The sequence below is a fragment of the Streptomyces sp. DH24 genome (genome assembly GCF_029813775.1).
GTDB lineage: Bacteria > Actinomycetota > Actinomycetes > Streptomycetales > Streptomycetaceae > Streptomyces.
Window position 1 is genome coordinate 74,530 of record NZ_JARVKW010000029.1, and the last position, 19,381, is coordinate 93,910.

Annotated in this window: 18 protein-coding genes and 5 tRNA genes; 9 read left to right on the forward strand and 14 right to left on the reverse strand. The window is 70.5% G+C overall.

Annotated elements, in window-relative coordinates; translation table 11 throughout:
* Positions 1–2: 2 nt before the first annotated feature.
* From QC282_RS22650 to leuC, 3 genes are all read right to left on the reverse strand, one after another.
* Positions 3–233: a hypothetical protein gene (locus QC282_RS22650; RefSeq protein ID WP_279551371.1), complete on the reverse strand. Its 231-nt coding sequence runs from the start codon at positions 231–233 to the stop codon at positions 3–5.
* Positions 234–525: 292 nt separating this feature from the next.
* Positions 526–1,119, reverse strand: a complete 594-nt coding sequence (leuD, locus tag QC282_RS22655; protein WP_279551372.1) for a 3-isopropylmalate dehydratase small subunit — start codon at positions 1,117–1,119, stop codon at positions 526–528.
* Positions 1,120–1,124: 5 nt separating this feature from the next.
* Complete coding sequence (gene leuC, locus QC282_RS22660) at positions 1,125–2,555, reverse strand: 3-isopropylmalate dehydratase large subunit (RefSeq protein WP_279551373.1); 1,431 nt, start codon at positions 2,553–2,555, stop codon at positions 1,125–1,127.
* A 195-nt stretch (positions 2,556–2,750) separates the two neighbouring features.
* On the opposite strand from leuC, the gene ndgR reads away from it, so the two are divergent.
* On the forward strand, positions 2,751–3,467 hold the full coding sequence (gene ndgR, locus QC282_RS22665) for an IclR family transcriptional regulator NdgR (RefSeq protein ID WP_279551374.1): 717 nt from the start codon (positions 2,751–2,753) through the stop codon (positions 3,465–3,467).
* Positions 3,468–3,666: 199 nt separating this feature from the next.
* On the opposite strand, the gene QC282_RS22670 is transcribed toward ndgR, so the two are convergent.
* From QC282_RS22670 to QC282_RS22710, 9 genes are all read right to left on the reverse strand, one after another.
* A tRNA-Glu gene (locus QC282_RS22670) sits at positions 3,667–3,739 on the reverse strand.
* A 28-nt stretch (positions 3,740–3,767) separates the two neighbouring features.
* Positions 3,768–3,839, reverse strand: a tRNA-Gln gene (locus tag QC282_RS22675).
* A 21-nt stretch (positions 3,840–3,860) separates the two neighbouring features.
* Positions 3,861–3,933: transfer RNA gene (locus tag QC282_RS22680), tRNA-Glu, on the reverse strand.
* A gap of 19 nt (positions 3,934–3,952) precedes the next feature.
* A tRNA-Glu gene (locus tag QC282_RS22685) sits at positions 3,953–4,025 on the reverse strand.
* Positions 4,026–4,063: 38 nt separating this feature from the next.
* Positions 4,064–4,135, reverse strand: a tRNA-Gln gene (locus QC282_RS22690).
* A 91-nt stretch (positions 4,136–4,226) separates the two neighbouring features.
* The gene (locus tag QC282_RS22695) at positions 4,227–4,958 is read right to left on the reverse strand and encodes an HAD family hydrolase (protein WP_279551375.1); all 732 of its coding nucleotides are present in this window, start codon (positions 4,956–4,958) and stop codon (positions 4,227–4,229) included.
* Between the two features lie 145 nt (positions 4,959–5,103).
* Positions 5,104–6,585, reverse strand: a complete 1,482-nt coding sequence (gene gltX, locus QC282_RS22700; RefSeq protein ID WP_279551376.1) for a glutamate--tRNA ligase — start codon at positions 6,583–6,585, stop codon at positions 5,104–5,106.
* On the reverse strand, positions 6,578–7,354 hold the full coding sequence (locus tag QC282_RS22705; RefSeq protein ID WP_279551377.1) for a fumarylacetoacetate hydrolase family protein: 777 nt from the start codon (positions 7,352–7,354) through the stop codon (positions 6,578–6,580). Before QC282_RS22705 ends, gltX begins: the two co-directional genes overlap by 8 nt.
* Positions 7,355–7,528: 174 nt before the next feature.
* Positions 7,529–7,717 carry a hypothetical protein gene (locus tag QC282_RS22710; protein WP_279551378.1) on the reverse strand — a complete coding sequence of 63 codons (189 nt, stop codon included), beginning with the start codon at positions 7,715–7,717 and terminating at the stop codon, positions 7,529–7,531.
* A 601-nt stretch (positions 7,718–8,318) separates the two neighbouring features.
* Here QC282_RS22710 and QC282_RS22715 point away from each other — a divergent pair.
* From QC282_RS22715 to QC282_RS22750, 8 genes are all read left to right on the forward strand, one after another.
* Positions 8,319–12,020 (forward strand): nitrate- and nitrite sensing domain-containing protein, encoded by a 3,702-nt coding sequence (locus QC282_RS22715; RefSeq protein ID WP_279551379.1) that lies wholly within the window; start codon positions 8,319–8,321, stop codon positions 12,018–12,020.
* Between the two features lie 9 nt (positions 12,021–12,029).
* On the forward strand, positions 12,030–12,443 hold the full coding sequence (locus QC282_RS22720; RefSeq protein WP_279551389.1) for a roadblock/LC7 domain-containing protein: 414 nt from the start codon (positions 12,030–12,032) through the stop codon (positions 12,441–12,443).
* 111 nt (positions 12,444–12,554) lie between these two features.
* Positions 12,555–12,950: a DUF742 domain-containing protein gene (locus QC282_RS22725; RefSeq protein WP_159535968.1), complete on the forward strand. Its 396-nt coding sequence runs from the start codon at positions 12,555–12,557 to the stop codon at positions 12,948–12,950.
* On the forward strand, positions 12,931–13,506 hold the full coding sequence (locus QC282_RS22730) for an ATP/GTP-binding protein (RefSeq protein WP_279551380.1): 576 nt from the start codon (positions 12,931–12,933) through the stop codon (positions 13,504–13,506). Before QC282_RS22725 ends, QC282_RS22730 begins: the two co-directional genes overlap by 20 nt.
* A gap of 381 nt (positions 13,507–13,887) precedes the next feature.
* Positions 13,888–17,103, forward strand: a complete 3,216-nt coding sequence (locus tag QC282_RS22735; protein ID WP_279551381.1) for a nitrate- and nitrite sensing domain-containing protein — start codon at positions 13,888–13,890, stop codon at positions 17,101–17,103.
* 10 nt (positions 17,104–17,113) lie between these two features.
* A complete protein-coding gene (locus QC282_RS22740; protein ID WP_004983065.1) occupies positions 17,114–17,527 on the forward strand; it encodes a roadblock/LC7 domain-containing protein in 414 nt (137 codons plus the stop codon).
* A gap of 94 nt (positions 17,528–17,621) precedes the next feature.
* Entirely contained in the window at positions 17,622–18,194 is a 573-nt protein-coding gene (locus tag QC282_RS22745; RefSeq protein ID WP_279551382.1) for a DUF742 domain-containing protein, read from the forward strand.
* A complete protein-coding gene (locus tag QC282_RS22750; RefSeq protein ID WP_279551383.1) occupies positions 18,175–18,765 on the forward strand; it encodes an ATP/GTP-binding protein in 591 nt (196 codons plus the stop codon). The genes QC282_RS22745 and QC282_RS22750 overlap by 20 nt, the downstream gene beginning before the upstream one ends.
* Positions 18,766–19,008: 243 nt before the next feature.
* On the opposite strand, the gene QC282_RS22755 is transcribed toward QC282_RS22750, so the two are convergent.
* Together QC282_RS22755 and QC282_RS32350 are read right to left on the reverse strand one after the other, a co-directional pair.
* Positions 19,009–19,203 (reverse strand): acyl-CoA carboxylase subunit epsilon, encoded by a 195-nt coding sequence (locus QC282_RS22755; protein ID WP_279551384.1) that lies wholly within the window; start codon positions 19,201–19,203, stop codon positions 19,009–19,011.
* A 57-nt stretch (positions 19,204–19,260) separates the two neighbouring features.
* A partial coding sequence (locus QC282_RS32350) for a carboxyl transferase domain-containing protein (protein ID WP_336621083.1) occupies positions 19,261–19,381 on the reverse strand: 121 nt, incomplete at its 5' end.

Here is a 19,381-nt window from a genome sequence, read left to right on the forward strand (position 1 = left end):
GTTCAGCGTTCCTCTTCGGGGAGGCGACCCTCGTCGAGGTCCGTCGTGAACCGCTCCAGACGCCTTGCCGCATCGGCGAGATCGTGCTTGGCCACGGCCGTAATGACCAGCAGCTTCCGGGTCAGCGCCATCCGTACGCCCTCCGGGACTTGCAGTGCGCGCACCCTTGCGTGCGCTTCCTTGAGTTGGACCGCGACCGCCGCATAGAGCTGGAGTTGGCCGTCGTGTTCCATGCACAGATTGTGCCATCTGGGGCAAGTTGTCGCCTGCGCAGGGCGCAACTGCCGCCCGGAACGACCTTCCTGGCATGTGCGGCCACCGCGGCCACGAACCTCGCGTACCCCGGCAACCACCGCTCTAACGTGGGAAGTTGGCAACGACCGCCAGGCGCTCCAGGGCCGTTCGGGTACAGAAAAGGCCGTACCCCCGATCGGGCTGATCGGGGGTACGGCGGGGGTGTCGCGGTGGCCGAAACTCGACCTGGGTCAGGCCTTGATGCCGGACGCGTCGGACGCGTCGGACGGATCAGGCCTGGACGGTGCTCGGCTTGAACGCCGGGCGCTTCGCCTCGTACGCGGCGATGTCGGCCTCGTTCTGGAGCGTGATGGAGATGTCGTCCAGGCCGTTCAGCAGCCGCCAGCGGGCGTTCTCGTCCAGCTCGAAGGCGGCGGTGATGCCCCCGGCGCGCACCTCACGCGCCTCAAGGTCCACCGTGACCTCGGCCGTGGGGTCCTGCTCCGTGAGCTCCCACAGGGAATCCACGATCTTCTGGTCCAGAACCACCGTGAACAGGCCGTTCTTGAGCGAGTTGCCGCGGAAGATGTCGGCGAACCGCGAGGAGATCACGGCCTTGAAGCCGTAGTTCTGCAGCGCCCAGACGGCGTGCTCACGGGAGGAGCCGGTGCCGAAGTCGGGGCCGGCGACCAGGACCGTGGCGCCCTGCCGCTCGGGGCGGTTGAGGACGAACTCCGGGTCCTTGCGCCAGGCCTCGAACAGCCCGTCCTCGAACCCGTCCCGCGTCACCTTCTTGAGCCAGTGGGCGGGGATGATCTGATCCGTGTCGACGTTGCTGCGGCGCAGCGGGACGGCCCGGCCGGTGTGGGTGGTGAATGCTTCCATGACTCTCAGACTCCAGCGGGCGTACGGACTTCGGCGTCGGACAGGTCGGCCGGCGATGCCAGGTGGCCCAGGACCGCCGTGGCGGCCGCGACCTGCGGCGACACCAGGTGCGTACGGCCGCCCTTGCCCTGCCGGCCCTCGAAGTTGCGGTTGGAGGTGGACGCGGAGCGCTCACCGGGGGCGAGCTGGTCCGGGTTCATGCCCAGGCACATCGAGCAGCCCGCGTGCCGCCATTCGGCGCCGGCCTCCTTGAAGACCACGTCCAGGCCCTCGGAGACGGCCTGCAGACCGACCCGCGCGGAGCCGGGGACGACCAGCATCCGTACGCCTTCGGCGACTTTGCGGCTGCGCAGGATCTCGGCGGCGGCGCGCAGGTCCTCGATGCGGCCGTTGGTGCAGGAACCTACGAAGACGGTGTCCACCTTGATGGAGCGCAGCGGCTGCCCGGCCTCCAACCCCATGTATTCCAGGGCCTTTTCGGCGGCGAAGCGCTCCGAAGCGTCTTCGTACGAAGCGGGGTCGGGGACGTGCGCCGAAAGCGGCGCGCCCTGGCCCGGGTTGGTGCCCCAGGTGACGAACGGCGACAGTTCGGCGGCCTCGATGACGACCTCGGCGTCGAACTCGGCGTCGTCGTCGGTGCGCAGCGTCTTCCAGTACTCGACGGCGGCGTCCCAGTCGGCGCCCTGCGGGGCGTGCGGGCGGCCCTTGAGGTACGCGAAGGTGGTCTCGTCGGGGGCGATCATGCCCGCGCGGGCGCCGGCCTCGATCGACATGTTGCAGATGGTCATCCGGGCTTCCATCGAGAGCTTCTCGACGGCCTCGCCGCGGTACTCCAGGACGTAGCCCTGGCCGCCGCCGGTGCCGATCTTCGCGATGATCGCCAGGATCAGGTCCTTGGCCGTGACACCCTCGGGGAGTTCGCCGTTGACCGTGATCGCCATGGTCTTCGGGCGGGACATCGGCAGCGTCTGGGTGGCCAGCACGTGCTCGACCTGGGAGGTGCCGATGCCGAAGGCCAGCGCGCCGAAGGCGCCGTGCGTGGAGGTGTGCGAGTCGCCGCAGACGACCGTGGTGCCGGGCTGGGTCAGGCCCAGCTGCGGGCCGACGACGTGCACGACGCCCTGCTCGACGTCGCCCAGCGGGTGCAGCCGGACGCCGAACTCGGCGCAGTTCGCGCGCAGCGTCTCCAGCTGGACGCGGGAGACCGGGTCGGCGATGGGCTTGTCGATGTCGATGGTCGGGGTGTTGTGGTCCTCGGTCGCGATGGTCAGGTCGAGCCGGCGCACCGTGCGCCCGCTCTTGCGGAGGCCGTCGAAGGCCTGCGGGCTGGTCACCTCGTGCAGCAGGTGCAGATCGATGTAGAGGAGGTCGGGCTCGCCCTCGGCGCGCCGGACGACGTGGTCGTCCCAGACCTTCTCCGCGAGTGTCCTACCCATCGCTTTCCCTCCGGCCGGCAAGGAGTGCGCCGGCCCAACTAGAGATCTTCAGAGGAGACGGCGCCCGCGCCCCTGTTTCCGGGCGTCCGCCGCCAGGCCCGGTCACGGGCCGCTGTGCCTTCGTGTTTTCCAGAGTGGCGTGTTCCACGGAAAATTGAACTTGCGTTTCACAGAGTGAGACGCAAGTATCGTTGCATGGACAACAGTAGCGGCGTCGGCGTTCTGGACAAGGCGGCCCTCGTCCTGAGCGCTCTGGAGTCCGGTCCGGCCACCCTCGCGGGTCTGGTCGGAGCGACCGGACTGGCACGACCCACGGCCCACCGCCTGGCCGTGGCCCTGGAACACCACCGCATGGTGGCGCGCGACATGCAGGGCCGGTTCATCCTCGGCCCCCGCCTGGCGGAGCTGGCCGCGGCCGCGGGCGAGGACCGCCTGCTGGCGACGGCCGGACCGGTCCTCACCCACCTCCGTGACGTCACGGGCGAGAGCGCTCAGCTGTACCGCCGCCAGGGCGACATGCGCATCTGCGTCGCCGCGGCGGAGCGGCTGTCGGGCCTGAGGGACACGGTCCCGGTCGGCTCCACGCTCACGATGAAGGCCGGCTCCTCGGCGCAGATCCTGATGGCCTGGGAAGAGCCCGAGCGGCTGCACCGCGGCCTGCAGGGCGCCCGTTTCACGGCGACGGCCCTGTCGGGCGTCAGGCGCCGCGGCTGGGCCCAGTCGATCGGCGAGCGGGAGCCCGGGGTGGCCTCCGTCTCCGCGCCCGTGCGCGGCCCCTCCAACCGCGTGGTGGCCGCCGTGTCGGTCTCCGGCCCCATCGAGCGCCTGACGCGTCACCCGGGCCGTATGCACGCCCAGGCGGTCATCGACGCCGCCGGCCGCCTCTCCGAGGCGCTGCGCCGCTCCAGTTGATCCCCAGCGGCAACAACGACTCGCGCAGCGTCCCCGAGGCCGGCCCCAACGCCGCGGCAGGCTCCGGGGACGTGCGCGATCCGACTCGAAGGGGCGCGGGCAACTGCGCGAGCGCCCACGGACGACCCGCACTCGCCGTACAACAGAGACAGCCCCCCGCCTCAGCGAGCTTTCGCTGAGGCGGGGGGTCGTCGTTCCGTACCCCCGACCGGATTCGAACCGGCGCTACCGCCTTGAGAGGGCGGCGTGCTAGGCCGCTACACAACGGGGGCGTGGACCTTGCGTTTCCGCAGGTCCGAGCTGGTCTACCTGGACTCGAACCAAGACTAACTGAACCAGAATCAGTCGTGCTGCCAATTACACCATAGACCAAAGGTGGTTTAGACCTCTGAGTACCCCCGACCGGATTCGAACCGGCGCTACCGCCTTGAGAGGGCGGCGTGCTAGGCCGCTACACAACGGGGGCCCTGATCCCGAAGGATCCGTACCCCCGACCGGATTCGAACCGGCGCTACTGCCTTGAGAGGGCAGCGTGCTAGGCCGCTACACAACGGGGGCTTGCGGAAGTGATCCGCGGTGCAGATGAGCTCTGCGAGCTGGCCTACCTGGACTCGAACCAAGACTAACTGAACCAGAATCAGTCGTGCTGCCAATTACACCATAGGCCACTGGAACGCAAGCCCCGGAGGGGATCTCGTTCTAGTTCTGCGCTCCGGGTTTCCGGCCTTTCGGCCCGCTCCCCGCGGCGCAGGAAGAACATTACCTGAAGGTGGACGGGGCTCCAAAACGAGTATCGGCGCCGAGGATCGCGGGGAGTTCGGCCAGCGACGCGATGCGGTGGGGGCCCCGCGGGGGTTCCAGCGTGGCGTACGCGCCGCCCCGGTCGATCCACACCGACAGCAGACCCGCCTCGGCGGCGCCGCGCCCGTCGATCTCCGGGTGGTCGCCGACGTACGCGACCTCGTGCGCGGGGAGGCCGAGGGCGTCGCAGGCCGCCCGGAAGGCCGCGGCCTCGGGCTTGGAGACGCCCAGTTCGGCGGCGCACAGGATGGCCTCGAAGCGGTCGTGGAGACCGAGCACGCGCAGCTTGCGGTCCTGGACGTGGAGGCTGGAGTTGGACAGCACGGCGTGCCGGTGGCTGTCCGCGAGGGCGTCCAGGACGGGCAGGACGTCGGGGAAGATCGCCCAGGCGGCCTCGTAGTGGCCGATGTAGCGCTGGAACCAGGCGTCGGCCTCGGCGTCGGTCAGGTCGCGGCCCACGAAGACCCGGACGCGGTCGCGCCGCTGGTCCTCGAACGACACCTCCCCGGCCGCGAACCGGGCCCACTGGCGGTCGGTGATCTCCCGCCAGCGGCCGAGGGCCTGCTCGACGCCCTCGTACGCCGCGAGGAGGCCCTCGGCGGCGAGATGGCCGCGCATGCCGGCGCGGTCGGCGGACGTGTAGTCGAAGAGGGTGTCGTCGACGTCCCACACCACGGCTCTGACGCTCATGCCGCCGACGGTAGCGCCCGCGCCGCCGTGCGTGCCGGGCGTTTACCGGCGCCGGCCGCCGTCCGGCCGCGCCGGGCCCGTCGTGAACGGGGCAGGGCGGCAGCCGGGTCGGCTGCCGCCCTGCCGGACGTGGTCGTTCAGGCGCTCACGCGGCGAGCTTGGCGAGGGCCGCGTCGATGCGGGCCAGCGTCGTGTCCTTGCCCAGGATCTCCAGGGACTCGAAGAGGGGCAGGCCGACCGTGCGGCCGGTGACGGCGACGCGGACCGGGGCCTGGGCCTTGCCGAGCTTGAGGCCGTGGGCCTCGCCGGCGGCCAGGACGGCCTCCTTCAGGGACTCCGGGGAGGTCCAGTCCGCCGCCTCCAGCTTCTCGCGGGCCGTGCGCAGCAGGGCGTCCGAGCCGTCCTTCATGGCCTTCGCCCAGCTCGCCTCGTCCTCCACCGGCTCCGGCAGGAACAGGAAGTCGACGTTGTCGGTGATCTCGGAGAGGACCTTCAGGCGGGTCTGCGCGTGCGGGGCGATCGCCTGCCACTTGGCCTCGTCGAAGTCCTCCGGGGCCCAGGGCGCGAAGGGGGCCTTCAGCCACGGGGCGCAGCGCTCGGTGAAGTCCTTCACGTCGAGCATGCGGATGTGGTCGGCGTTGATCGCCTCGCACTTCTTCAGGTCGAAGCGGGCCGGGTTCGGGTTCACGTCGGTGACGTCGAAGGCGGCGACCATCTCGTCCGTCGTGAAGATGTCCTGGTCGGCGGAGAGGGACCAGCCGAGCAGGGAGAGGTAGTTGAGCAGGCCCTCGGGGAGGAAGCCGCGCTCGCGGTACAGGTTCAGGCTGGACTGCGGGTCGCGCTTGGAGAGCTTCTTGTTGCCCTCGCCCATCACGTACGGCAGGTGGCCGAAGGACGGGATCTCCTTGGCGATGCCCAGCTCGATCAGCGCCTTGTACAGGGCGATCTGGCGCGGGGTGGAGGACAGCAGGTCCTCGCCGCGCAGCACGTGCGTGATCTCCATCAGCGCGTCGTCGACCGGGTTGACCAGCGTGTACAGCGGGGCGCCGTTGGCGCGGACGATGCCGTAGTCCGGGACGTTCTCCGGGGTGAAGGTCAGCTCGCCGCGGACCAGGTCGGTGAAGGTGATCGTCTCGTCGGGCATGCGGAAGCGGACGATGGGCTGTCGGCCCTGTGCCTCGTACTCCTCGACCTGCGCGGCGGTCAGCTCGCGGCAGTGGCCGTCGTAGCCGGAGGGCCTGCCGGCGGCGCGGGCGGCCTCGCGGCGGGTGTCCAGCTCCTCCTGGGAGCAGTAGCAGCGGTAGGCGTGGCCGGCGTCCAGGAGCTTCTGGGCGACGTCCCGGTAGATGTCCATGCGCTGCGACTGGCGGTACGGCGCGTGCGGGCCGCCGACCTCGGGGCCCTCGTCCCAGTCGAAGCCCAGCCAGCGCATGGAGTCCAGGAGCTGGTTGTAGGACTCCTCGGAGTCGCGGGCCGCGTCGGTGTCCTCGATGCGGAAGACGAGCGTGCCCTGGTGGTGCCGGGCGAACGCCCAGTTGAACAGGGCGGTGCGGACCAGGCCCACGTGGGGGTTACCGGTGGGCGAGGGGCAGAAACGGACACGGATTGGGGCGGATGCGCTAGCCACGCTTGACAACCTTGTTGGTGAGAGTGCCGATGCCTTCGATGGTGACGGCGACCTCGTCGCCGACGTTGAGGGGGCCGACCCCTGCCGGGGTGCCGGTGAGGATCACGTCGCCGGGGAGCAGCGTCATGGCCTCGGTGATGTTGACGATCAGGTCCTCGATGGAGTGGATCATCTCGCTGGTGCGGCCGAGTTGGCGCTGCTGCCCGTCGACCGTGAGCTGGATGGTCAGGTCGCCCGGGTCGAGCTCGGTCTCCACCCAGGGGCCCAGCGGGCACGAGGTGTCGAAGCCCTTGGCGCGGGCCCACTGCTTCTCGCGCTTCTGGACGTCGCGCGCGGTGACGTCGTTGGCGCAGGTGTAGCCGAAGATCACGTCCTTGACGCGCGCGCGGGGCACCTCGCGGCACATGCGGCCGATGACGACGGCCAGCTCGGCCTCGTGGTGCAGTTCCTCGGAGAACGACGGGTACTGGATCTCGTCGCCGGGCCCGATCACGGAGGTCGACGGCTTGAAGAAGGCGAACGGGGCGTCGGGGACCTCGTTGCCGAGCTCCCGCGCGTGGTCGGCGTAGTTGCGGCCGAAGGCGACGACCTTGTTGGGGAGCACCGGCGGGAGCAGCCGTACCTTGCTCACCGGGACCTTGGTGCCGGAGAGCTCGAAGTCCGCGAACGGGATGCCCTTGATGATGTCGAGGACGAGTTCGCCGGGCTTGTCGCCCTCGACGGCTCCGAAGGCTACGTTCCCGTCGATGGAGAATCTGGCGATGCGCACGGGATGCTTGGCCCCTTGACTGAAGCGGCTGGAGTCTGACGCTCCAGGCTAACTCGGCAGCGGGCCCGCGCCCCGCGCATTGCGGCGCGGGGCGCGACGGCTCGCGCCGCAATGCGCGGGGCACGGCACGACGAAGGGCGCCCTTCGAAACGGGCGCCCTCGTTTGCGCTGCGGCTACTGGCCGGCGGAGACTCCGGCCGGGATCTCGTCCAGGACTGTGCGCCTGGGGTTGGCCGTCTGGGCGGGAAGCTCGACGCTGTGCTCCGGCTGCTCCGGCGTCTGCAGTTCGTCGGCGCCCTTCAGGTGGGCCAGCGTCGTGCGTTGCGGATTGGCGATCTTGTGGAACATCATCGTCGTCTTCACGGTTGCAGGAGACCTTGTCGTCCGGGCGCCCGGGGAGCGTCAGCGGACGCCGCCCAGGCGCGGGTTGTCGGATTTGCCATCTCTGTAAAGCGTCAGGCTAAACATTCAACTTCCCGGCCATGCGGTGAAGAGCTCATGATCAGTGTGTGAGTTTGCTCACGGAACAGCGGGCAAATCAGTCAATTCACACCGGCACTCGCCCTCAACGAAACGGACATTGCCCACCTGAAGCCATCATTCCGCTCCTGATCATGGCGACTGGGACACCCGGCAGACCGCGGCAACTCGCGGACGTTGGTCCGTTTTGCCATGGATCTCTTTCCACACCCGGTGACCCAACACTCACAAGGCGTCACCGTTGTCCACAGGCTGACCCACGGGCCTTGTTGGAGATCCTGCACTGTGCTGGAATTCCACGGACCGCCGCAGGATCGAGCCGGCGCACAGGGGGCGCACAGACGCGCCGAGTGGCGGTGAGAAGGGGGAACCAGCGCCGGTCACTCACGACCACCAAGGGGACGTTTTCAGGGCGTCCCCGAGACGCCGACACCGTCTTCGCCGTTCGCGCGGCGGGACGCCTGGTCCAGAGGTTGCGACGCTAGTGCAGGGACGTTTCAAGAGGGATGGCAGCGCTTCGGCGGAGCCGGAGCCGCACGGCGGGACTGGCCCGATGGCCGGCGGCTCCTCGCCCCAGCACGCCCACAACCCGGGCCAGTCCGGCAACGGCGGTGAGCGCCCCGGGCGTCCCGGCACGTCCGCGTCCGGCCCCGCGTCGCCCCCGTCGCCCGCCAAGGGCCCCGTCGGTCCCGGCTCCCGCGTCGCCCTGCGCAACTGGCGCATCTCGACCCGACTGGTCTCGCTGCTCGCGCTGCCCGTGGTCGCGGCCACCTCCCTGGGCGCGCTGCGCATCAACCAGTCCATGGACGACATCCAGCAGCTCGACAACATGAAGCTGCTGACGGACATGACGAAGCAGGCCACCGAGCTGGCCGCCGCGCTCCAGGAGGAGCGCGACCAGTCGGCGGGCCCGCTGGCCCACGGCTCGAAGGCCACCGGCTTCACCGTCAAGGGCTACCGCGACAAGACCGACCGCGCGCTGGACAACTTCCTCACCAGCTCCGAGGAGGTCGACGACGCGGCCAAGGACGGCAACCTCCTCGGCGTCCGCGACAGCCTGGTCGGCCTCGCCACCGACCTGAACACCCTCAGCAAGATCCGCGCCAACGCGTACGAGGCCGAGGACAACTCCACGCAGACGGTCGAGGCCTACCACCGTCTGATCACCCACCTGCTCGACCTCTCGCAGGACATGTCGGAGGCGACCAGCAACCCGGAGATGATCCAGCGCACGCGCGCGCTGTCGGCGTTCTCCTCCGCCAAGGAGTACGCCTCCGTCCAGCGCGCCGTCATCGCCGCGGCGCTGCCCGCCAACGACAACTCGTTCGGCGACCTCTCCGAGAACGACCGGCTCTACGCCGAGTCGGCCCTGCAGAGCCAGACCTCGGAACTGCGCAGCTTCAAGAGCATCTACGGCGACGAGAACGCCGAGGAGCTCCTCAAGCCCATCAACGAGGGCAACCCGACGATCGAGTCGACCGACACCTACGCCAGCCGCGCGCTGAACTCCGCGGGGGGTCTGAAGTCGCTGGACAAGCGGTCCTACCTCGACTGGGTCGACGACAGCTCGACCAAGATCGAGCAGATGAAGAAGATCGAGCACACGCTGCTCGAGGACATGGAGCAGAAGGCCCGCGAGCTGCGCAGCGCCTCCGAGCGCGAGGCGATCATCTCCGGTGCGCTGATCCTTCTCGTACTCGGTGTGTCGCTGGTCGGCGCCTTCGTCGTGGCCCGGTCCATGATCCGCTCGCTGCGCCGCCTGGAGGAGACCGCGACGCGGGTCGCCCAGGACCGCCTGCCCGAGCTGGTCAAGCAGCTGTCCGAGTCCGACCCGCAGGACGTCGACACGTCCGTGGAGTCGGTCGGTGTGCACTCCCGGGACGAGATCGGCCGGGTGGCCGCGGCGTTCGACGACGTGCACCGCGAGGCGGTCCGCCTCGCCGCCGAGCAGGCCCTGCTGCGGGGCAACGTCAACGCGATGTTCACCAACCTCTCGCGCCGCTCCCAGGGTCTGATCCAGCGCCAGCTGTCGCTGATCTCCGAGCTGGAGTCCCGCGAGGCCGACCCGGACCAGCTGTCGTCGCTGTTCAAGCTCGACCACCTCGCGACGCGCATGCGCCGTAACGGTGAGAACCTCCTCGTCCTCGCGGGTGAGGAGCCCGGCCGACGCTGGACCCGGCCCGTTCCGCTGGTCGACGTGCTGCGTGCCGCCGCCTCCGAGGTGGAGCAGTACGAGCGCATCGAGCTGTCCGCCGTGCCGACCACCGAAGTGGCCGGCCGGGTCGTCAACGACCTCGTGCACCTGCTCGCCGAGCTGCTGGAGAACGCGACCTCGTTCTCCTCGCCGCAGACCAAGGTCAAGGTCACCGGTCACGCGCTGCCCGACGGCCGGGTGCTCATCGAGATCCACGACACCGGTATCGGTCTGTCGCCGGAGGACCTGGCGGCCATCAACGAGCGGCTCGCCTCGCCGCCCACCGTGGACGTCTCGGTCTCCCGCCGCATGGGTCTGTTCGTGGTCGGCCGGCTGTCGCAGCGCCACGGCATCCGCATCCAGCTGCGCCCGTCCGACTCCGGTGGCACGACCGCGCTGGTCATGCTGCCCGTCGATGTCGCCCAGGGCGGCATGAAGCCCCAGCCGAAGCAGGGTGGGCAGCAGGGCACGGGTGGTCCCGCCGCCGCGCAGGCCGCGGCCGGTGTGGCGGCGGCCCGGCGTGCCGCCGGACAGGGCGGTGGCCCCGGCGGCGCGCTCGGTTCCGGTGGCCCCGGTGGCGGCGCGCTCGGCGCCGGCCCGTCCGGCGGTGGACTGCTCGGCGCCGGTCAGGGGCCGCGTGCCGCGCTGCCCGGCCGGGACGGCGGTCGCCCGGGTGCGCCGGGCGGCCCGCGCGGCCCGCAGGGTCCCGCCGCTGCCCCGCAGCGTCCGGCTCCGGCCGGCGCGGGTGCCGGTTTCGGCGGTCAGGCGCCGGTCGCCCCGCAGGGCATGCAGGCGGCCGGTCCGAACGGACCGCAGGGCAACGACCAGGACGCCTTCGACGGCAGGCAGCGCGGCAACGGCGACGAGCGGGGCCGGCGTCCGCAGCTCCCGCCGCGCGGTGGTCCGCGCGCCGAGCTGCCCGGCGGCACCACCCAGCAGTCCCGGCCGAGCTGGAGCGACGAGAACGCCCAGCCCGCGGTGCCGCGTGCCTCGCTGGACACCCCGCGCGGCCACGACGAGCAGGACTCCGGCCGCACGCCGCGCTACGACGACCGGCAGGGCCCCGGCTCGACCGCCGAGCTCCCGATGGTCCCGCGGCACGACGAGCGGCAGGGCGCCGGCTCCACGGCCGAGTTCGCCCGCCCCGACTACTCCGCCCCGGAGAACTCCCGGGACACGGGCCAGTTCGCCCGCCCCGGCACGGACTCCCAGCAGGGCGGCGGCCAGTTCGTCCGTCCGGACGTCTTCGGCGCCCCGGTCGGCCGGGACAACGCGTCCCCGGCGGGCCAGTTCCCGGCTCCGCAGGCCTACGACGCCGGTGCGACCGGCCAGTTCGCCGGGCCGGGCCAGGACAGCGGCTCCACCGGCCGCCACGCCCTGCCGGGCCGCGGAAACGGGGCGGACGCCCCGCAGTTCCCGGGCGAGTTCCAGCGCCCCGTCAACGGCGCCCGCGGCGGCTCCGACTTCGGCGCTCCCCGGCCGCCGGCCCCGCGCCAGCGGCCGGCCCGCCAGGAGCCCGAGGCGCTGCCCCCGGCCGGTCCCGGTGACGGTCGTACACCGCTGTACGACACGCTGGAGACCAACTGGTTCCACGGCGCGGGGCGGCAGGAGGCGCAGGAGCGGGAGCAGGGCAACGGCTCCGCCCCGGCCGCGCCGCAGCAGCCGCAGGCCCCCACGGGCCCTCAGCGTTCCGGCGCCACCGCGTGGCGCAGCTCGCCGAACGACGACCTCGTACGGCAGGCAGAACGAGTGCGGCAGCCGGCCGCCGGTGGCGTGACCACCTCCGGCCTGCCGCGTCGGGTGCCCAGGGCGAACCTCGTCCCGGGCACGGCTCAACAGCAACCGCACCAGAGCGGTCCGCAGGTCTCGCGCGCGCCCGACGACGTGCGCGGACGGCTGACCAATCTGCGTCGGGGTATCGCACAGGGTCGTCAGGCCGGGTCAGGTCAGACCGGCAGCTTCCCACGGCCCTCTCACCAGCAGGAGCGTTAGTTGAGCCCGATGAGCCAGGCGGCACAGAACCTGAACTGGTTGATCACCAACTTCGTGGACAACACCCCCGGGGTGTCCCACACCGTCGTCGTGTCCGCCGACGGTCTCCTCCTGGCGATGTCGGAGGGCTTTCCGCGCGACCGCGCCGACCAGCTCGCGGCCGTCGCCTCGGGGCTGACCTCGCTGACGGCCGGGGCCTCCCGGATCTTCGACGGCGGCACGGTGGCCCAGACGGTCGTGGAGATGGAACGGGGGTTCCTCTTCCTGATGTCCATCTCGGACGGTTCGTCACTCGCCGTGCTGTCGCACCCGGAGTGCGACATCGGCCTCGTCGGCTACGAAATGGCGCTCCTGGTCGACCGCGCGGGCGCAGTGCTCACGCCAGATCTGCGCGCCGAGCTCCAGGGAAGTCTGCTTCACTGATCCGCCCCGGCACCACCCGTCTCACGAAATCACCGTCCGGCCGCCACATTCCCCCCACCGGCCCCGTCAGACGGCACGACTGACCAACCTGCTGTCCCGCCCGGAGGATTCATGACCCCGCCCACCGCCTCTCATGATCCGTACGCGGAGCCGTACGAGGACGAGGGCGACCAACCGCTGGTGCGTCCGTACGCGATGACCGGCGGACGGACCAGGCCCCGCTATCAGCTCGCCATCGAGGCGCTGATCAGCACGACGGCCGACCCGGCAGCGCTCATGGGGCTGCTCCCGGAGCACCAGCGCATCTGCCACCTCTGCCGTGAGGTGAAGTCGGTCGCCGAGGTGTCGGCGCTGCTGAACATGCCGCTGGGCGTGGCCCGAATCCTCGTCGCGGACCTGGCGGAGGCCGGTCTCGTCGCGATTCACCAGCCGGGCGGCGACGAGACCACCGGCGCGCCGGACGTGACACTGCTCGAAAGGGTGCTCAGTGGACTTCGCAAGCTCTGACGGGGGCCGCGCGACCACCTCGGCGAAGATCGTGGTGGCGGGCGGTTTCGGCGTGGGCAAGACCACGTTCGTGGGCGCCGTCTCGGAGATCAACCCGCTGCGCACGGAGGCCGTCATGACGTCCGCCAGCGCGGGCATCGACGACCTCACCCACACCGGGGACAAGACCACCACCACGGTGGCCATGGACTTCGGCCGCATCACGCTCGACCAGGACCTCATCCTGTACCTCTTCGGCACGCCGGGTCAGGACCGTTTCTGGTTCATGTGGGACGACCTGGTGCGCGGTGCCATCGGCGCGGTCGTTCTCGTCGACACGCGGAGGCTCGCCGACTGCTTCCCCGCCGTCGACTACTTCGAGAACAGCGGCCTGCCGTTCGTCGTCGCGCTGAACGGGTTCGACGGCCAGCAGCCCTACGCTCCCGAGGAGGTGCGCGAGGCGCTGCAGATCGGGCCCGACACCCCGATCATCACGACGGACGCCCGGCACCGTGCCGACGCCAAGGGCGCGCTGATCACGCTGGTGGAGCACGCCCTGATGGCGCGACTGCGCTAGGTCGTGTCAAAAGTGCGGTGATGTAAGGCAGTTGCCGTGACCGCTGCGGAGCCGGCTGTGTCCTTGGACACGGTCGGCCTCCGCTGTTCATAACGTTTCGGCAGAGGAAACCGGTAGTGCGGCCACGCGTCGCGGTCATCCGGTATCACTGCGCTCACAAATTGCCTGCCTTTTGCCGCGCATCGCTCTTTATGCCCCTTTTATCTTGGCGTTGCATCAAGGGCTACGTCCCCCTTGCCATGTTTGGAAGACCGCAGGCCCCCGTGCTGGAATGCCTGAACTGCCCATTAGTCAAAGACGTACTCAACAGTCGATGGCGCCCTGGGCTCTGAGACACTGCGGCACAACGTAGGTGCCGACCGCCGAGAGGTTGTTGGTCGAGTGAGGCGAAGCAAGAACAGTCCCGAGCCGTCGGCCCGGGGCAACTTCACCCCGCCGCCGCGCACAGCGGCGCCCGCTCCCGTGCCCGGTTCGGAACCGACGGTCGTTCCCACCCCGAGCGGCGGCCGCCTCTCCCCGCGCAACTGGCGCGTGGCGACCAGACTCAACGCGATCCTGCTCATACCCGTGCTGGTCGGCCTCGTCATGGGCGGCTTCCAGGTCAAGAGCTCCATCGACACCTGGCGGGACGCCGAGGACGCCAAGACCACCGCACGCCTCGTACAGGCCTCCCTCGTCTACGCCAACGCCCTCTACATCGAGCGTGACACCACGGCGGCCCCGCTGCTGAAGGGCAGCGCCCAGACCGCGGCGGACAAGAAGACCGTCGCGGCTCTGCGCAAGGACACGGACGAGGCGGCCGACGCCTTCGACCGGGCCGCGCAGAACATGCCGGACAAGGCCGGTCTGGAACGCCGTCTGAAGCTGTTCCGCGAGGTGGAGCCGAAGCTCCAGGCGCTGCGTGCCGCCGCCTACACCTCCAAGCTCAAGGGCGTGGCCACCGAGGAGGGCTACGTCCAGATCGCCCACCCCCTGATGGAGTTCGCCAACGAGCTCGGTCTGGGCACCGGCAACATCACCTCCTACGGCCGTACCGTCTACGCGATCTCCCTGACCAAGGCGGCGCTGTCCCTCCAGCGCTCCATCGGCATGCACATGCTGGAGAAGCCGGGCCCCACCGACAGCCAGCTCGCCAGCCAGCGCGTCGCCCTCTCCTCCTACGCCTACCTCGAGCGCATCGCCGTCGAGGAGTACCTCGGCGGCGGCACCGAGGCGGACGCCGACAAGCTGGCGCGGGCCGAGGAGCAGCTCAAGAAGGACGGCGCGCGCCAGGCCGCGGAGGCCAAGCGGCAGAACCCGGACTACGTGCCGCCGCCCTCCGACCCGAAGACCATGGTCGGGGAGCTGGCCCGGCTGAGCACCACGGACGAGAGCGCGCGCGTCCAGCTCGCCCAGCGGGGCGTGTCGTCGGTGAACTGGTGGGCGGTCAACACCCTCAAGTTCGACGCCTACCGCCAGATCGAGAAGGACCTCGCCGACACCGCGGTGGCCGAGGCCTCCACGATCGCCGACGACGCCCAGCGCGACGCCTACATCACCGGCGCCGCCGTCGTGATCGCCCTGCTCGCCGCGTTCATCCTGGCCGGCATGGTGGCCCGCCAGATGAGCCACTCGATGCGCCACCTGCGCAACGCCGCCTTCGGCATCGCCGAGCAGCGCCTGCCGATGCTGGTCGACCAGCTCTCCCGCACCGACCCCGGCCGCGTCGACACCCGCGTCGCGCCCATCCCGATCAACTCCACGGACGAGATCGGCGAGGTCGCCCGCGCCTTCGACCAGGTCCACCGCGAGGCCGTCCGGCTCGCCGCCGAGCAGGCCCTGCTGCGGGGCAACATCAACGCGATCTTCACCAACCTGTCGCGCCGCAACCAGTCGCTCATCGAGGGCCAGCTGACCCTCATCACCGACCTGGAGAACAACGAGGCCGACCCGGACCAGTTGGAGAACCTCTTCAAGCTGGACCACCTCGCGACCCGTATGCGCCGCAACGGCGAGAACCTCCTGGTCCTCGCCGGCGAGGAGCCCGGCCGCCGCTGGGACCAGCCGGTGCCGCTGGTGGACGTGCTGCGCGCCGCCTCCTCCGAGGTGGAGCAGTACGAGCGCATCGAGCTGTCCGGTGTCCCGGAGGCCGAGATCCACGGCCGTGCCGTGACCGACCTCGTGCACCTGCTCGCCGAGCTGCTGGAGAACGCCACGACGTTCTCCTCGCCGCAGACCAAGGTCCGCGTCACCGCGACCCGGCTGCCCGACGGCCGCGTGATGATCGAGATCCACGACAAGGGCATCGGCCTGACCGCCGAGGACTTCGCCGACATCAACCACAAGCTGGCCAACCCGCCGACCGTGGACGCCGCGATCTCGCAGCGCATGGGCCTGTTCGTGGTCGGCCGACTGTCCGACCGGCACGGCATCCGCGTGCAGCTGCGACCCTCCGGCGAGCAGGCCGGCACGACCTCGCTCGTCATGCTGCCGGACGCGATCACGCACGGCGGTGGCGGCGAGAGCCAGCCGGCCGCCGACGAGTTCACCGTCTCGCAGATCATCCCGGAGCAGAACTTCCACGGCGAGAACTTCAGCCAGCCGATGCGGACCGCCGCTGAGCTGGGCTTCGACGACAGCCGCTACTCCGACGTCCCCGACGACATCCGCGAGCTCGACCCCGTCGGCCGCTCCCTGATGCGCGAGGAGCGCCGCGCCGCCCTGGAACAGGGCCGCGACCAGGACGACCCGTCGAACGCCCACGAGGCCGCCGAACAGGCCCCGTACGCCGACGAGTTCGGCGGGCAGCAGCACGGCTACGACGACGGCCGCGGCGGCTACCCGCAGCAGACCGGCGGGTACGACCGGCAGCCGTCGTACGAGGAGCCGCAGCAGCCGTCGTACGACGACACGTACTACGCGCCGAACGGCGGCGTGCCGCAGCACGACGCCTACGGGGCGAACGGCGGCTACCCGCAGCAGGGCTATGCGGAGCCGGCCCAGGAGGGTGCCCGCGCCGCCGGCGGCGAGACGTACCCGGCCTACGAGGAGTCGTCGTACCAGGACGACTGGCCGCAGCAGAACGGCTACCAGAACAGCTATCCGAACCAGTACTCTTCGGATGCCCCGGAAGCGGAGTCCGCGCAGGCCGGTGACGCAAGTGAGCCGGACCACGTAGGCTTCGACCGTCCGGGACCGGCCCCTTCCGCCGTCCACGAGCTGACCGACGCCGGACTGCCCCGCCGCGGTTCCACCGCGAGCGGCACGGGCGGCACGCGGCAGGCGAACCAGGAGCCGCCGGCCCCGGCCGAGAGCAACGGTGACAGCGGCTGGCGGTCGGCGAACGACGAGCGCTGGCAGCAGGCCTCGCAGCTCCGGAAGCCCAAGGCGGGCGGGGTCACCTCCTCCGGCCTGCCGCGGCGGGTGCCCAGGGCCAACCTGGTCGAGGGCTCCGCCGACACCACCCCCCAGGGAGGCCCGCAGGTCTCCCGTGCCCCGGAGGATGTCCGGGGCAGGCTGAGCAACCTGCGCCGCGGTGTCCAGCGAGGCCGCAGCGCAGGCAGTGAAACGAACGGCCAGGGCTTCGGTCCTGACAGCACCTACAACCAGGAGCGTTAGTGTGAGCCCGATGAGCCAGGCGGCACAGAACCTGAACTGGTTGATCACCAACTTCGTGGACAACACCCCGGGGGTGTCCCACACGGTGGTGGTCTCCGCCGACGGACTCCTTCTGGCGATGTCCGAAGGCTTTCCCCGCGACCGCGCCGACCAGCTCGCGGCCGTCGCCTCCGGTCTGACGTCTCTGACGGCAGGCGCTTCCCGCATCTTCGAGGGCGGCAGCGTGAACCAGACGGTTGTGGAGATGGAGCGGGGATTCCTCTTCATCATGTCCATTTCCGACGGTTCGTCGCTCGCGGTTCTCGCACACCCGGAGGCGGACATCGGCCTCATTGGGTACGAGATGGCACTTCTGGTGGACCGGGCCGGTACGGTCCTGACTCCGGACCTTCGTGCGGAGCTCCAAGGGAGCCTTCTCAACTAACAGACAGACGGTGCGTTTTGGCGTCCCGTGGCCGTAAGGTTTCGGGACGCGGCTACCACAGCGATGGGTGCCAGGCACGTCGGAGGAGGAGAAAGTGGCAACACCCCCAGGCGGTTCGCCCTCGGGCAACTGGTCGTACGACCCTGCCCAGGGCCCGCACGACGGTTCCCAGAACCGGTACAACTTCCCCTCCACCCCGAGCCACCGGCAGCCGTACGCGCCACAGGGCCCCGGCCCGTCGCCGTACGACCAGCCGCCGGCGCCGCGCATCCAGCCCGTGCAGCCGCCGCGCCGCGCCCCCGAGCCGGCACCCGCCGGCGCGGCGAACAACCCTCTGGTGCGCCCGTACGCCATGACGGGCGGCCGCACCAGGCCGCGTTACCAGCTCGCCATCGAGGCGCTGGTGCACACCACCGCGCAGCCGCACCAGATGCAGGGCCAGTTGCCCGAGCATCAGCGGATCTGCAACCTCTGCCGAGAGATCAAGTCGGTGGCCGAGGTCTCGGCTCTCCTCACGATCCCCCTCGGCGTGGCCAGGATCCTCGTCGCCGACTTGGCGGAGGCGGGACTGGTCGCCATCCATCAGCCCGGCGGCGACGAGAACGCCGGCGGCCAGCCAGACGTGACACTGCTCGAAAGGGTGCTCAGTGGACTTCGCAAGCTCTAGCGGAGGGCCGGTTTCTCAGAGTCGCTCCACCACCTCCGCGAAGATCGTGGTGGCGGGCGGTTTCGGCGTGGGCAAGACCACGTTCGTCGGCGCCGTCTCGGAGATCAACCCGCTGCGCACGGAGGCCGTCATGACGTCTGCTTCGGCGGGCATCGACGACCTCACCCACACCGGGGACAAGACCACCACCACGGTGGCCATGGACTTCGGCCGCATCACCCTGGACCAGGACCTGATCCTGTACCTGTTCGGCACCCCCGGTCAGGACCGTTTCTGGTTCATGTGGGACGACCTGGTGCGCGGCGCCATCGGCGCGGTCGTTCTCGTCGACACGCGGAGGCTCGCCGACTGCTTCCCCGCCGTCGACTACTTCGAGAACAGCGGCCTGCCGTTCGTCATCGCCCTCAACGGGTTCGACGGCCAGCAGCCGTACAACCCCGACGAGGTCCGCGAGGCGCTCCAGATCGGCCCGGACACGCCGATCATCACGACGGACGCGCGGCACCGTGCGGACGCGAAGTCGACCCTCATCACTCTCGTGGAGCACGCGCTCATGGCGCGCCTGCGGTAGTCGATCGCTTGTGGGACAGCCCCCGGCGGCCATTGGGCTGCCGGGGGCTGTGGTGTGCCGGTTGCGGGTGCTCCGGGGTGGATCGCGCGGTTCCTGGCGCCCTGGGGGTGGCCGTCCGCAGCGCGCTCTGAGGGTGTGCCGTCCGCGGCGCACCCCTGAAGGTGTGCCGTCCGCGGCGTCGTCCGAAAGGCGCGCATGCGAAAAGAGGCCCTCCGTGCGGAGGGCCTCTTTTCGGTGGGTCGGTCAGCGCCAGCTGTGCGGTGCCCTGAAGCCGGGCTCGCGTTCCAGGCGGCGCCAGCCCGCGCGGGCACGGCCTCGGTGGGCCGGGGCCGTCTCGGTGGGGCGGGCTGCCGCGCGCGCCAGGAGGATGGCCGTGATGGCGGCGACTTCCTCGGGCTCGGCGTGGCCCTTCTCGACGCGGATGTCAGGCGTGTCCATGGGTGTCAGTCTCCGTGAGAGAGAGGTCCGCGGGGTTGCCGCGGTGGGTCCGCCGGGTTACTGGGGCGGGTTGCCGTGCTTGCGGGAGGGCAGGTCGGCGTGTTTGGTCTGGAGCATGGCCAGGGAGCGGATGAGGACTTCGCGGGTTTCGGCGGGGTCGATGACGTCGTCGACGAGG